Origin of the sequence: Shewanella sp. cp20, assembly GCF_000832025.1 — a bacterium.
GTDB lineage: Bacteria > Pseudomonadota > Gammaproteobacteria > Enterobacterales > Shewanellaceae > Shewanella.
Window position 1 is genome coordinate 238,296 of sequence record NZ_JPII01000009.1, and the last position, 13,277, is coordinate 251,572.

At 57.0% G+C, this 13,277-nt stretch carries 14 protein-coding genes; 1 reads left to right on the top strand and 13 read right to left on the bottom strand.

Going from position 1 to position 13,277, the window contains the following annotated elements; all coding sequences use genetic code 11:
• Positions 1-23: 23 nt before the first annotated feature.
• On the bottom strand, positions 24-1,397 hold the full coding sequence (locus DB48_RS03390; RefSeq protein WP_041508915.1) for a DUF4397 domain-containing protein: 1,374 nt from the start codon (positions 1,395-1,397) through the stop codon (positions 24-26).
• A gap of 304 nt (positions 1,398-1,701) precedes the next feature.
• On the opposite strand from DB48_RS03390, the gene DB48_RS03395 reads away from it, so the two are divergent.
• Positions 1,702-2,295: an FMN-dependent NADH-azoreductase gene (locus DB48_RS03395; protein ID WP_041508916.1), complete on the top strand. Its 594-nt coding sequence runs from the start codon at positions 1,702-1,704 to the stop codon at positions 2,293-2,295.
• Positions 2,296-2,670: 375 nt separating this feature from the next.
• Here DB48_RS03395 and DB48_RS20040 read toward each other — a convergent pair whose 3' ends face one another.
• The 12 genes from DB48_RS20040 to DB48_RS03450 all read right to left on the bottom strand — a co-directional run bounded on the left by DB48_RS20040 (position 2,671) and on the right by DB48_RS03450 (position 13,275).
• Positions 2,671-2,934, bottom strand: a complete 264-nt coding sequence (locus DB48_RS20040) for a hypothetical protein (protein WP_152619084.1) — start codon at positions 2,932-2,934, stop codon at positions 2,671-2,673.
• On the bottom strand, positions 2,927-3,265 hold the full coding sequence (locus tag DB48_RS03400) for a rhodanese-like domain-containing protein (protein ID WP_041508917.1): 339 nt from the start codon (positions 3,263-3,265) through the stop codon (positions 2,927-2,929). The genes DB48_RS20040 and DB48_RS03400 overlap by 8 nt, the downstream gene beginning before the upstream one ends.
• Before the next feature lie 87 nt (positions 3,266-3,352).
• Positions 3,353-3,808, bottom strand: coding sequence for a GNAT family N-acetyltransferase (locus DB48_RS03405; protein WP_041508918.1), 456 nt, complete (start codon positions 3,806-3,808; stop codon positions 3,353-3,355).
• A gap of 136 nt (positions 3,809-3,944) precedes the next feature.
• Entirely contained in the window at positions 3,945-5,186 is a 1,242-nt protein-coding gene (locus DB48_RS03410; protein ID WP_041508919.1) for a beta-ketoacyl-ACP synthase, read from the bottom strand.
• Positions 5,186-5,911: a 3-ketoacyl-ACP reductase FabG2 gene (locus DB48_RS03415; protein ID WP_041508920.1), complete on the bottom strand. Its 726-nt coding sequence runs from the start codon at positions 5,909-5,911 to the stop codon at positions 5,186-5,188. The genes DB48_RS03410 and DB48_RS03415 overlap by 1 nt, the downstream gene beginning before the upstream one ends.
• Positions 5,908-6,450, bottom strand: a complete 543-nt coding sequence (locus tag DB48_RS03420) for a hotdog family protein (protein WP_082035574.1) — start codon at positions 6,448-6,450, stop codon at positions 5,908-5,910. The genes DB48_RS03415 and DB48_RS03420 overlap by 4 nt, the downstream gene beginning before the upstream one ends.
• On the bottom strand, positions 6,450-7,640 hold the full coding sequence (locus DB48_RS03425; RefSeq protein ID WP_041508921.1) for a beta-ketoacyl-[acyl-carrier-protein] synthase family protein: 1,191 nt from the start codon (positions 7,638-7,640) through the stop codon (positions 6,450-6,452). The genes DB48_RS03420 and DB48_RS03425 overlap by 1 nt, the downstream gene beginning before the upstream one ends.
• Positions 7,641-7,672: 32 nt before the next feature.
• Entirely contained in the window at positions 7,673-8,245 is a 573-nt protein-coding gene (locus DB48_RS03430) for a DUF3261 domain-containing protein (protein ID WP_041508922.1), read from the bottom strand.
• Complete coding sequence (locus DB48_RS03435) at positions 8,236-9,510, bottom strand: NAD(P)/FAD-dependent oxidoreductase (RefSeq protein WP_041508923.1); 1,275 nt, start codon at positions 9,508-9,510, stop codon at positions 8,236-8,238. The genes DB48_RS03430 and DB48_RS03435 overlap by 10 nt, the downstream gene beginning before the upstream one ends.
• Entirely contained in the window at positions 9,507-12,065 is a 2,559-nt protein-coding gene (locus DB48_RS03440) for an MMPL family transporter (protein ID WP_041508924.1), read from the bottom strand. The genes DB48_RS03435 and DB48_RS03440 overlap by 4 nt, the downstream gene beginning before the upstream one ends.
• On the bottom strand, positions 12,062-12,841 hold the full coding sequence (locus DB48_RS03445) for an outer membrane lipoprotein carrier protein LolA (RefSeq protein WP_082035575.1): 780 nt from the start codon (positions 12,839-12,841) through the stop codon (positions 12,062-12,064). The genes DB48_RS03440 and DB48_RS03445 overlap by 4 nt, the downstream gene beginning before the upstream one ends.
• Positions 12,838-13,275, bottom strand: coding sequence for an acyl-CoA thioesterase (locus tag DB48_RS03450; protein WP_041508925.1), 438 nt, complete (start codon positions 13,273-13,275; stop codon positions 12,838-12,840). The genes DB48_RS03445 and DB48_RS03450 overlap by 4 nt, the downstream gene beginning before the upstream one ends.
• Positions 13,276-13,277 lie beyond the last annotated feature (2 nt).

Here is a 13,277-nt window from a genome sequence, read left to right on the forward strand (position 1 = left end):
GTCGCGAGAAGCGAATCGCTAAACTACATAGCGGTGACAAAATCATCCATGAGGATCACGCCAAGTGGAGTGCCGCCGCCCACTGCATCGACAGCGACCACGCCATAGATGCCACCTGCGGCGAGATTAATATCGAGTGGACCTATGGCCACCGTCTTGCTCCCGGTTGGGGTAACACTGACGACATAGTTTCCTGGGTCCACCGACAAGCTGCCCGATGCCGCCATGAAGGGAACATCGCTCAAGGCGGGTGTAGCGGACGAGATATCGGCATCCTGGGTGAGATAAATATCCACATTACCAGCGGAATAACTGGCATGGGCAATGTTGAGCTTAGCCTCGGTCGCGACGCGGCGACTATCTTCCATGATCACCCAAGGCTTGATATCCATGTCGGCCAGCGAGCCTATTGCCAATACGCTGTAACCTTGTCCCTGATCCAGGCTAAGGGCGGCCTCATCGATGACCACCACGCTATTATCCGCATCGGCTGCGACGGTTACCGTATGGGCGCCATCGGCAACATTAAGATAGCCGGTCACCGCGGCAAAACTCAGCATGTCGACAGCCGGCGTATTGGCACCATCGAGAAAGAGATCGACCGCAGGTGCGTCTGCGACCGCATGAATTACCCGCACATCGCTGCCACTCATCTTATCGAGCAGCAGTGCCTGTTGGTCAGCGAGGGCCACCAACAAGGCAACGGGAGCATCCCCGCTCCAGGCATTGGCAATTGCGGTGATGAAATAGTCAGTATCGGCCATCAGGGGCACAGTGCCCGAGTCGAAGACGGGAGTCTTCTGTCCGGATGCGGTGATACGGATCTGATAGTCGCTGGCGGGGACCTCCAGCTGGGTGCTGGCATCGAGGTAGTTAGCCGAGAGCGTAGGGGCAGTATTGCTGATATCAGCGCCGGGCGCGGTGACATACACATCGACCAGGCCTACGTCAGATGCACCATGCAATACCTGAACGCGGGCATAACCTGCGGCGATATCAGCACTGGCATTGGCCACGAGCTTAAGTTGCAATGTGTCGTCGCTAACCTTACCAAGGGCGACGGCCGTATATTCCATGTTGGCGGATAGATCTAGGTCGGCGCTGAGTACTTCGAGTAAGGAACCGTCGGCTATCTGCGCATCGACATCTATGTCATACAGACCAGCAGGGACGGTTAAGAAACCACTCGATATGCCATAGTCGACATCACCCAGGAGCTGGGTATCGTTGGCCATCACGTTGACCTTGGGGGCGTCGATGCCAGCATGAATGACACGAACATGTGCTTCGGCGACAGGCGCGGGCGCCATGTTGATTACCTCATCCGAATCATCACTGTCACAGGCTGTGATACCCAGCATGGCGCCTAGCATGAGCGCCGGATAGATCTTATTCATCAGCTTCTCCTTAACGAGGGTTGAGTTCCATTGCGTTACGAACAGAGAAGACTAAGGGATCATAACGACAGCCTAATACGAGAGACTTGCTCTTTGAATATGATGGCAATCCTTTATTAATCAGCGGATTATATTTTCTGTCGCCTGTAGCGATCGCCACCTGAGCCGAGGGTTAGCACTTTTTAAGTGCCTACCTTTCGTTTATTTAGAATGCTTTTGCGTATTTTATGCGCTTATCTTTCGTTTAAATGCCGGATAAACTGGCCTCAATTGGTTGTAACAGAGATTCGAATTGGAGCAGATTATGGCAAAAGTACTGGTATTGAAATCAAGCATCTTAGGGGATTATTCACAATCGGCTAAGCTGATCGACCACCTGCAACAGCATTGGCAGGGTCAGGGCGCCGAGGTGACGGTAAGGGATCTGGCGGCGCAGCCACTGCCGGTACTCGATGGCGAGATCGCCATGGGGCTACGTGGTGGTGATGAGCTGACGGCGCGTCAACAAGAGGTGCTGGCACTGTCTGACGAGCTGGTGGCCGAGTTGAAGGCCCATGACACACTCGTGATTGCCGCCCCTATGTATAACTTCAGCATCCCAACTCAGCTGAAAAACTGGATCGATCTGGTCGCCCGTGCCGGCGTGACCTTCACCTACACAGAGAACGGCCCTAAAGGCCTGGTAGAAGGCAAGCGTGCCGTGTTGGTGACTACTCGCGGCGGTGTGCACAAGAATGGCGCGAGCGATCACGTGGTGCCTTACCTCAAGACTGTGCTTGGTTTCATCGGTATCGATGAGGTAGAAACCGTTTACGGCGAAGCCCTCAACATGGGGCCCGAGGCGAATGAGCAGGGGATCAGCGAGGCCAAGCAGAGCATAGAGCAGCTGGTAGCTTAAGGTACTGCCTGTTAACAGTTTTCATTGTCGACCACATTTAAACCATCTCTAGGTTAAGGCGCTCAGGTATATGAGCGCCTTTTTTTATGGTTGATTTTGGATGGGCCTGACTAGGGCCTGTTGATCTTTGCCGTTTGTTTTTGCAGCAGTTTGAAGGTGATTTATACAAGGCAGAGCCTGTGTCGTGTAGTCTTCTACACAAACTGGCGATAACACCGTAGAAATGGCCTACAAACGCTGCCCAACGGGTTCATCTAAACGCGCGCTGCACTTTGTTGTTCGCCATTCACATAGAGTAACTATGCTTCATGGCTCTCGCCTCGCGCAAAACGCGTTTAGATTGAACAAAAATTAAACTTGAAAGATAAACAGGCCCTAGTGCTGCGCGAGTTCGCAGAGGGTGCATTGCTCGCTGGCCTGACTGGTTTCGACATAGCGAACCCTGTGGCGCCCTTGAGTACGATTGGCGCTAAAGCTGTACCTGGGCCTAGGCGTCTGCGGTTTGTTGATTGACTCTGGCTTAGTTAACTTTGGCTCGGATGACTTTAGCTCGATTGAATTTGGCTCGGTAAGCCGTTCGGGCCCGTCGACACTAGGGCCTGAGCATTCGGCTTGTGGCCAAGTTTGGGAGTTAGCCATTGACGGCGCCTTGTGGCTGATAACAGAGCAGATCTTTGAGGGAGCCGCCATTGATGGCGCAATTGAACCCATTGGCTCTGAGGATGTCGCAGCCTTTCTGGGCACGGATCCCCGCACCGCAGTAGAGCACGAAAGGGGTCTGTTTATCGCTGTGTTGAGTCAGCCACTGGGCCAGTTGATCCAGCGGCACGTTGAGCGCATTTGGCAGGTGACCACCGGCATATTCTTGGGGAGAGCGCACATCGATGACCTGTACGCCCTGTTCGATCAGTTGCCAGCATTGTTCGGCAGGATGGCTGCCAGAGAGCTTGGCTAAGAGTGATTGAAACATAATCTGCCCTTACAATTAGAATATATCTATAAGATTTATTTTAATAAGATTATTCTAATTAAACTGTAAGTGCAAGTCGGACTTATGCTAGAGGCGCTTGCTCATGAAGACGCTGTTGGGATCCTCCTGATAACCGCCGAAGGGGGCGCACTCCAAGAAGCCAAACTTCTGATACAGGCGCCGGGCCGGGAGAAAGAAGCTCATGCTGCCGGTCTCCAGGCTAAGGCGCGTCATCCCATTTTGGGTGGCGTCTGCCTGAAGATGGTGCAAGAGCTGCGCACCTATGCCCCGCTGGCGATAGTAGTTGGCCACACGCATCGACTTGAGCTCGCCATGCTCGGGCGAGAGGCGCTTGATGGCGCCGCAGCCACAGATTCTGTCGCCCTCCCATAGGGTCCAGAATCTAATATCATCTTGTTTTAATTCGTTTAAATCTAAGGCGTGCACGCTCTCAGGCGGCGAGGTGGCATACATGTCTTCCAGGTGTTGTTCTAGCATCTTGACGACGCTGGCGTGGCTGACGACACCGAGCACAAATTGCATCTTAAGCTCCATCTTCTAATTAAGGACTCAGAGCCTCAGCAAAGCCTGTGCCAGCAGATGGTGACCGCCACGGGTGTGATTGCCAAATGGCGGTCATTTCGCGGCGGTCATCTTGCGGCGGTCAGGTCTGGGGGCCTTAGTCTTGCCAGCGCTTGAAGATCAGTGAGGTGTTGATGCCGCCAAAGGCGAAGTTGTTGCTCATCACGTAGTCTGTGTCGAGCTGGCGAACCTCATCCTTGATGTAGTCCAGTTGGCCACAGGCAGGATCGACATTATTAAGGTTGAGGGTGGGGGCAAACCAGCCGGCATTCATCATCTCAATGCTGACCCAGGCCTCTAAAGCCCCGCATGCGCCCAGGGTATGGCCTGTGTAGCTCTTGAGGGAGGAGATGGGCATCTGCTCGCCAAAGACCGCCTGAGTGGCTTGGGTCTCGGCGATGTCGCCGCGATCCGTGGCGGTACCGTGGGCGTTGACATAGCCTATCTTGTCGGCGTCTAGGTTGGCATCCTTGAGGGCCAGGCGGATCGCCACCTCCATGGTCTCGGCGTTAGGCTGAGTGACATGCAGGCCATCGGAATTAGTACCGAAGCCGACTAGCTCGGCGTAGATCTTGGCGCCGCGCGCCTTGGCGTGTTCCAGCTCTTCCAGCACCAGGGTGCAGGCACCTTCACCGATCACCAAACCGTCTCTGTCGCGATCGAAGGGGCTGGGGGTTTCGCTTGGGGTGTCATTCTTGGTGCTGGTGGCAAACAGGGTGTCGAAGACTACGGCCTCGGTGGGACAGAGCTCCTCGGCGCCGCCCGCCAGCATGAGATCCTGCTGACCATATTTGATCGCCTCATAGGCATAGCCTATGCCTTGGCTGCCCGAGGTACAGGCGCTGCTGGTGGTGTGCACTCGGCCCTTGAGGCCGAAGAAGACGCCGACGTTGACTGCGGTGGTGTGGGCCATCATACGGATATAGCTGGTGGCCGTGACCCCCGACATGTCGCCCTCTTTGAGCATGTCGCCGAAGGCGATGATGGGGTCTGTACTTCCTGTTGAGGAGCCGTAGGCGATGCCCATGGCTCCGGAGGTCACCAGGGGATCGTTTAGCAGGCCGGCATCCATCAGGGCCTTTTCGCTGGCCCAGGCCGCCATGACGGAGACGCGCCCCATGGAGCGTATCTTCTTGCGTGAATAGTGGGCCGGTTTTTCAAAATCTGTGACAGGCGCAGCTAGGCGGGTGTTGAGACCGTCGAACCTGTCCCATTCATCCATGCGCTGCACGCAGTTTTGCATCGTCTGCAGGCGCTGGGCGATGCTGGGCCAGTCGTGGCCCAGGGCGGTGACGCCGCCAGCGCCGGTGATCACTACGCGTCGAGTCTTGTTATTCATCAGATCATGCCACCGTTTACCGAGATCACCTGACGGGTGATATAGGCCGCATCCTCAGACATGAGGAAGTTTGCCAGGCCGGCAATTTCAGCGGCCTTGCCCATGCGACGCATGGGGACCAGCTCCTTGACCATCTCCTGAGGGAATTCGCTCACCATATCGGTTTCGATAAGGCCTGGGGCGATGCAGTTAACGGTGATCTTACGCTTGGCCAGTTCCAGGCTCAGGGCCTTGGTGGCGCCTATGATGCCGGCCTTGGAGGCGCTGTAGTTGACCTGACCACGGTTACCCGCGATACCGGAGACCGAGGCCATGGTGATGATGCGTCCGCCTTGGCGTGACTGGATCATCGGCATGGTGCAGGGATGGATAACGTTGTAGAAACCATCCAGGTTGGTATGGATCACCCCGTCCCATTCCTCGTCGCTCATGGCGGGGAAGGCGGTATCCCGAGTGATCCCGGCGTTCAGCACCACGCCGTAGTAGGCGCCGTGTGCGGCGATATCGGCCTCAATGGCAGCCTTGACTCCGGCGCGATCGGCCACGTCGAACTGCAGTCGGCTCACCTTGGCGCCGAGCGCCTCGAGTTCGACCTGAGTCGCATCGGCCGCCGCCTGATTACTGTGGAAATGCAGGGCAATATCATAGCCTGCCCCGGCCAGCTTGAGGGCGATGGCCTTGCCTATGCCGCGACTGGCACCTGTGATCAATACACGTTTGTTCATCTTGCTTTCTCTTCTTCTTTACCCGCCTGGCTCTCTAAGATATAGGCCTGGGTGTCCTGAGGCTGGAATACATTGACATTAGCCTCAGCCACAAGTTGATTGTTGTGGAATATTTTACAATCAAACACCGCCAAACCGTTATCTTCCTGATAGAGGCGGCTGACCCGGGTCTGGTAACGTTCACCGAGTCGGTAGGCGGGGATCGCGAATGTTAATTTGCGCGTGCCGAGCAGGAAGCCGACACGAATAGGCTCGCCCCTGGCGCTGGCCTCTAGACCGGCGAGGGCGGCGATGCTCTGCGCCATATATTCTATGCCCACATAGTTGGGCACAGACTGGCTGGCATCATCGAAATAGGCACTTTCTGCGCTTATGTTCACCTCGGTCAGCAGGGTATCTGGTGCCTGCTCGAGCAGCTTGTCGATCAAGATCATCGGTGCGCGGTGGGGCAGCACGGCATCCAGCGGGATCTCTGCCAGGGGAGTATTTAGCTGTGACATTGGCTGTGACTCAGATTCTGGTGTTAGTGGTGTAGACATTAGCCCTTGGCTCCTTTGCTGAAGATCACGCTGGCATTGCTGCCGCCGAAGGCGAAGGAGTTACTCATCACATAGTCGAGCGCTTGAGTCTGCCCCTGTGATACGAAGGGCAGCGCCGGATTGTCGTCATCCCACAGCCCGTCGCCCACCTGAGGGGGGAGCCCCTGGTGTTGATTTAACGCTGATAAGAGCAGCAGGCTGAAGGCCGCCTCCAGGGCACCGGCAGCGCCGAGGGCATGGCCTGTCAGCGGCTTGGTAGAGCTTACCGGCGGCAGTTGGTCGCCAAATACCTTAAGCAGGGCGCGGCTCTCCATGGCATCGTTTTTCATGGTCGCCGTACCGTGAAGGTTGATGTAGCCCACCTGAGATGGTGCTATCTCTGCGTCCTTGAGGGCCATCTCTATGGCCGCTACTGCGCCCTGTCCCTCGGGATGGGGCGATGATATATGGTGGGCATCGCTGGATTCGCCCACGCCCGCCAACATCCAATCGGCCTCGCCTAGGGTGAGGGTAAAGAGCGCGGCGCCTTCGCCGATATTGATGCCATCGCGGTTTCGGCTAAAGGGTTGGCAGTGGGTCTTGGAGACAGATTCCAGCGAATGGAAGCCGTTCAGGGTCAACTTACACAGGCTGTCGGCGCCGCCGACGATCACCATGTCGCAGACGTTGGCCTCTAGCAGGCGTTTGGCGCTGGCGAACACCTTGGCGCTGGAGGAGCAGGCGGTAGAAACCGTGTAGCAGGGGCCTGAGAGCTCGAAATAATGCTGCAGAAAGTCGCAGCTGTTACCCAGCTCCTGCTTGGAATAGAGGTAATCGCCTGGCAGCACCCCGTGTTCGGCGCGGTAGGCCAGCGCCTTCTCGCCCTTGGCGATGCCCGAGGTGCTGGTGCCCAATACGATGCCGATACGATCGGCGCCATATTGTGTCTTGGCAGCCTCTACGGCGGGGGCGATCTGCTCCGCGGCGCGCTGTAGCAACTGGTTGTTACGACAGTCGAATCTCTGTAGGTCAGGCGCTATCTCTGGCAACTCTGTGGTGACCATGCCCACCAGTACCCGGCTGTCAGGGATCAGATCGTCACGCCACCGCATGCCCTGGGTATCGCCATCGAGCAGGTGGCGCAAGACTGTGTGGGGATCGTCTCCCAGCGGGGTACACAATCCTAGGTGGGTGATAGCTATCTTTGTCATAGTGTCCGTTCTTATGGCTATTAAACGCTTGTTTACTCTAGCGGCTGGATGTTCAGCGTCAGTTGGGCCTGATGAAACTCCAGCGTTACCTCGGCTGCCCAGGGCTGTGCTTGGCTATAGCGGATATCCATTATGGTCTCGCCATCGCTAGCATATAATCTTCTGCAATAGGCTGCATCACAGGTGTGGTCGGTCAGTGTCGCCCCCTGTAAATGGCGATTTACATCGCCCGGTTGCCAGTATATCAATTGCAGCAACCCAAGGAGATACTCGGCCTTAAATTGCTCCCCCAATAAGACGCTCTGCTCGCTGGTGAGTTGCTGGCCGTCATAGGTGAGGGTAAACAGTGGCTGGCCCAGTGGTGCCAGCCCCACCAAGGTAAGTGAGTCTGGTGTCAGATCCAGCTGGCTGAGCAGCTGATGCCTGGACTGTTTCACCTTGAGCTTCACCAGCTGACTCTGACTGACCGGCGTCGATGCTGGCAGGGGGGCCAGACAATAGTCGACTCCCTGAGCCAGGGCCATACAGGTCTGCCTGTCTAGCTTTTGGGCGCAGGCACTCAGCATGAGCGTCATGCAGATGAAGAGACTCGCCCTTAACGGCATAGCTCGACCACCATGTTGAGGCGACGCTCAGACTCGGCGACAAACGGGTTGCTCTCGTCCCAGGCGTAGCCCGCCAGGATAGAACAGATCATCTGTTTAATCTTAGGGTTAGGATCCTGATAGAAGATCACATCCTGGAAGCGGCCATCATACCAGGCCTGCACATAGGTTCTGAAGGTATCGACGCCGCGCATCAGCGGCTGGGCATATTCCGTCTGCCAGTCGACCGCCTGACCATTGAGTTGTTTCACGACACATTTAGCCGCAATCGAGGCTGATTGCATCGCGATAGTCACGCCAGAGGAGAACACTGGGTCGAGAAACTCGCCGGCGTTGCCCAGCAGGGCAAATTTATCGTTGGCCAGGGTGCTGACATTGGCCGAGTAGCCCTCGAGCTTGGCGGGAGTGCGCACTATCTCTGCGCGACTGAGCAGCTGCTTGAGACGCGGTTCTTCGCGTACCAGACGCATTAATATGGTTTCGAGATTTGTGGTCTCGAGATCGCTATCTTCGCCCAGTAGGTGAGGCTCTCCCACTACCCCTAACGAGCAACGGCCATTGCTGAAGGGGATCAGCCAGTACCAGATGTCGCGGTTATCCGGGTGGACGCTGATCAGGATCTTGTTGCGGTCGATCTGATAGTCGCCCATGTCGACGCTGTCGATATTGTCCTGGATATGGGTAAATATCGCGGTGCGGCTGGGCAGGTTAGAGGGACGCTCAAGGTCCAGTAGCCTGGGGAGTACCCTACCGAAGCCGCTGGCGTCCAGCAGGTAGTCGGCGCTCAGCGCATAGCTTTGCCCCTGCTCATCGCTGATGGTTAGCCTGGGCTGTTGGCTCAGATCGACCGCGTCGACACGCTGGCCATAACGGATCTCGACACCCTGGCTCTCGGCGGTGTCGGCCAGCAGCTTGTCGAAGTCGCCACGTTCGACCTGAAAGGTGGTACCCGGCCCAGGGGTGAACTTGTCGGTAAAGTCGAAGTAGGTAGAGCGCCCATTGGCGTTGAACGCAGCGCCATTCTTGAATTGATACCCCGCCTGATTAACGGCCTCGAGCATGTTGGCCTCCTCAATCACCTGCATACAGCAGGGGAGTAGGCTCTCGCCGATAGAGAAGCGTGGGAAGTGCTGCTTCTCTATGACTAAAACACGCTTACCCTGTTGATGCAGCAAGCTGGCGGCGACACTCCCCGAGGGACCGGCACCTATCACTATCACATCATAATGGTCCGTCTGAGCGGCTGTTTGCGCGAATGGGGTCACTTATCAATCCTTGTTAATGTGTGAATAAAGGGGGAGAGCAAGAAGGTGAGCCCTATCCCCAGGAGTAATGTCAGGCCGAAATAATGGATGGCCGGCGTCTGGCTGAAGGCCAGCAGGCCGAAGGCAATCAGGGTCGAGCAGGCGGACATGAATACCGCCATCATAACGCCTTCGCCTCTATGGCTCTCGGCGAAAAACAGGCTGTAGTCGACGCCTATGCCGAACACCAAGATCAGTGCCAGGGCATGAAACAGGGTGAGTGGTGAGCCGGCTAATCCCAGGCCTGCCAGGGTGAGCAGCGCCGCCAAGGCGGGGACTGCCGTTATCCATAGGGCCATCTTGAGGCCGAAGCGCAGCGAGAAGATGAGTCCGGCAATCAGGAGTGCCAGCGCCAGCAGGCTCAGGGTCAGGCTGCGATACTTGGCCATCACATCCGAGATATCCTGCACCTTGTCCACTAAATTCACACCATCTAAGGGGGTGATTGCCTGGGTTAAGGAGCCAAGGTCCTTGATGCCGCCCAATAAGACAATAGCGCCGTAGGCATCTGAATCGGGTGTCTTTATCTGGGCTTGAGTATCAGTTTCACGCGATAGCCCATGTGATAGCCCATGTGATAGCCCAAGTGATAGCTTTGGTGACAACTTGGACGACAACTCGGGTGCCAACCATAGCGGTGCGAACAGCTCGCCCGCCTTATCGGCGAAGAAATTGTCTGGGGTGATGGTCTCATTGGCGCTGGCCTCGAAGCTCGCCATCAAGGCGGGCGCCAGCTCGTTGTCCAGCCCCAGACGCGCTAACACCTCGGGCAGCTTTTGGTAGATCTGTCCCTGTAGTGCGTAGGCGGCTCCTTGACTCTGTTGGCTGGGCAGATAGTTGGCCAGATTGACTGAGTTACCCAGCACGCCCTGGTGTTGCAGTGAGTTGAGCGTCGGCGTAAGTGCCTCAAGTCTTGTCAGCAGCGCCTCCGGGGTCTCGGCTCTTACCAGGATAAATTGGTTATCTGTGCCGCCGCTCATCACCTGGCGCAGCCTCTCCTCACCCTGGGTGACGCTCAACGGGCTCTGCTGCAGGTCGCGAATATCATCGTTTACCCCAAGCTTATTCAGGCCCATCACGGTCACAAGCAGCAGGCCAAGGGTGATGACTCCACCCTTGATGCCGCGCATGGGCCGCGCGATGATCTGCATGGCATTGAGGTAACGCGCCGCTAAGCCTAGTGCGCGCTCGCCCGGCGTCATAGAGCTGTTGGCAAGCTTGGGATAGGCGAAGATCAGCGTCAGATAGGCACCCAGGAGGCCGGCGGCGCAAAATACCGCGACCTGCTGCATGCCGGGAAACGGCGTCAAGCCTATGGCCAGGTAGGCGATGACAGTGGTCAGCAGCGCCAGGCTGGCCGCCGGAAAGACCCGGGCGACGGCCGTAGTCGCGGTATTAGTCGCGGTATTAGTGGCGGTATTGGTCTCGGCCTGCCTATCTTTATTGGCATCGTTTTTCTGTGTCTGTAGCCGCTCGCAGTAGAAGTGAAAGCTGTAGTCGATGGCGATGCCGATCAGGCTGGTGCCGAATACCAGGGTGAGCAGATGAACCTGGGTGAAGATCCACAGGGTAGCGCCTAGGGCAAACAGCAGGCTGGTGGCTATGGTCAGGGCGGCGATGGTGAGCGGCATGATAGAGCGAAATGCCAGCCATACCAGCAGGATAACGCCGATCAGCGAGGCAAGCCCCAGGCTGGACACCTCTTGTTTCGCCTGTTTGGTTGCCGCCGCGGCATGAAACAGGGCGCCGCCGCGCAGCACGTCCACGTTTTGTTTTGTCCCGAGATCTTGCTGCATCTGGGCTATTGCCTCTTCAAGCCGTGCGAGCTGAAGTTCCTGCGCCTTAGGGTTGAAGGCGCTGCCGACTCCTTGGGCCATGACGATGGCAACACTGCGCTTCTGCCCATCAGGACCTGGTGTCGTTTCCTGGCCGACCAGAATGCCGTCGACGACCTTGAGACGACGCTGGGGCGAGAGCTGTTTCAGCAGATCTGGGTAGAGTAGCAAGGGGTCCTGGCTCAGCAACTGGCTGTTGGCGTAGCCGAAGGCATTGTAGAGTTGAGCTAGCGTATTAGCCTCTAATTTGGCTAATTGTCCACTCTCTAACAGGGCTCGCTGCTGTGCGGTGAGCAGATGAAAGCGATAGGGGAAATAGAAGCGGTTGAGGGCCTGTGCGCCCTGCATGTCGGCGCTTTGAACCTGGGTAAAGGCCTCGGGCGCGGCCTGTAGCGAGGCGAGTAACGCCTTAGCCCCGGAGACGGCGCTGGCCTGATCTGGGCTGACGACGCCAAGATAGATACGATTGGCCAGCTGCTGCTCGACCCTGTCTATTGCCCTCTGTGTCAGGGGATCTTCCTGGATCTTGGGAAGCATGGCCAGGATGTCGCTCTGCACGGTGGCGCCGCGGCTCAGGGCCTGGACGGCCAACAGCGTCATGGCGGCCAGCAGCGCCAGCCAGATAAGGAGGCGGGTATTGGCAGAGAGGCGACCTAGGCAGTCGCTGAGTCTGAGGATCATCTCGCCTCTGTCGCGGGGCGAGGGTCTGAGTCGAGCCTGAAGTAGGCTAACTCATCTGCCGTCAGTGGCCGCTGCGCTAGGCTGTTAAACTCGATCACGCTGAGATCGCCGCGGCTATCCAACAGGCTGAGGGACTCAAGCTGTTCGCCGCCTTTGAGCACGATACGCGGCATCGCCTGTTTTATCAGCGGCTCTATAGGCTCGAGGCCGAGCTGCCAGCAGTCGGCTTGCTGCATCAGGTGAAGGGTAAATTGCGCCTGTAGGGGGGCGAGGTCGCCACTTAGCAGGGCGCTCATCAGGTTCGGCATCATCTGTGCCATGGCCCCGGCCTGAGGGTTCTCATCGGCGTGGCTGATCTGGCGGTTACCGTCGGCGTCGATCTGCACCAGCGTGTCTTGTGTCAGTACCAGGCCTGATGGGAAGGGCTTGGTTTGCAGCCAGGCGATGCCAAGCTTGTCCTGATAGAGAAACTCGCCATGGCTCACCAGAGGTTTCTTCAGCACCTTGAGGTAGCGCGACTGGGTAAATTCGCCCTTAGCGGCTTCCCCACCGCCCAGGCGCGTCACCAGCGCCGAGAGGCCTGCATTGTCCGCTGGCGCGTTAAAAAGTGCCTCATAATTGGTTGATTGATGCGCATGAGTTACGAAGCTAGCTAAGCTGAGGGAAATCACTAGGCTCAGAGAACTCACTAGGCTCAGGGAACTCATCAGGCTGAGGCAAAACATCAGCCGGCAGAGCCCTGTCTTAGCCATGCGGATGAGCCGATGCGCCATCATGCCTTTAACTCCGCGTCTGGCAGCAGGTGAGCTATCTTGTCTCTAAAGCAGTCAGGGGTAACTAGGCAGAGCTCCTTGTTGTCCATCTCGACCGCCGCCTGAACCGTGTAGCCCTTAGTCAGTCGCTGGTTGGTCTCGGCATCGCGCACCTGGTAGGTGATCTTGAGGCGATTTTCCCATTCCACCAGGCTGGCTATTACTTTGACCCTCTGCTCGAAGGTGCTGGCCTGCACATATTTTATCTGCAGATCGATAATAGGCCAGGCGTAGCCGGAGGCCTGCATCTTGCGATAGCCATAGTCAATCTCGTCCAGCAGCTGACAGCGGGCGATCTCGAAATACCTCAGATAGTTACCATGCCAGGTGATCCCCATTGAATCGACATCATGAAAGGGGATGACCATCTCCATCTCTGTGGTGAGCAGTGCCTTCATCT

Bases quoted from the DNA above. Each gene is read 5' to 3' on its own strand.
- DB48_RS03390 (WP_041508915.1), bottom strand. From the start codon at position 1,397: ATGAATAAGATCTATCCGGCGCTCATGCTAGGCGCCATGCTGGGTATC.
- DB48_RS03395 (WP_041508916.1), top strand. From the start codon at position 1,702: ATGGCAAAAGTACTGGTATTGAAATCAAGCATCTTAGGGGATTATTCA.
- DB48_RS20040 (WP_152619084.1), bottom strand. From the start codon at position 2,934: ATGGCTAACTCCCAAACTTGGCCACAAGCCGAATGCTCAGGCCCTAGT.
- DB48_RS03400 (WP_041508917.1), bottom strand. From the start codon at position 3,265: ATGTTTCAATCACTCTTAGCCAAGCTCTCTGGCAGCCATCCTGCCGAA.
- DB48_RS03405 (WP_041508918.1), bottom strand. From the start codon at position 3,808: ATGCAATTTGTGCTCGGTGTCGTCAGCCACGCCAGCGTCGTCAAGATG.
- DB48_RS03410 (WP_041508919.1), bottom strand. From the start codon at position 5,186: ATGAATAACAAGACTCGACGCGTAGTGATCACCGGCGCTGGCGGCGTC.
- DB48_RS03415 (WP_041508920.1), bottom strand. From the start codon at position 5,911: ATGAACAAACGTGTATTGATCACAGGTGCCAGTCGCGGCATAGGCAAG.
- DB48_RS03420 (WP_082035574.1), bottom strand. From the start codon at position 6,450: ATGTCTACACCACTAACACCAGAATCTGAGTCACAGCCAATGTCACAG.
- DB48_RS03425 (WP_041508921.1), bottom strand. From the start codon at position 7,640: ATGACAAAGATAGCTATCACCCACCTAGGATTGTGTACCCCGCTGGGA.
- DB48_RS03430 (WP_041508922.1), bottom strand. From the start codon at position 8,245: ATGCCGTTAAGGGCGAGTCTCTTCATCTGCATGACGCTCATGCTGAGT.
- DB48_RS03440 (WP_041508924.1), bottom strand. From the start codon at position 12,065: ATGATCCTCAGACTCAGCGACTGCCTAGGTCGCCTCTCTGCCAATACC.
- DB48_RS03445 (WP_082035575.1), bottom strand. From the start codon at position 12,841: ATGATGGCGCATCGGCTCATCCGCATGGCTAAGACAGGGCTCTGCCGG.
- DB48_RS03450 (WP_041508925.1), bottom strand. From the start codon at position 13,275: ATGAAGGCACTGCTCACCACAGAGATGGAGATGGTCATCCCCTTTCAT.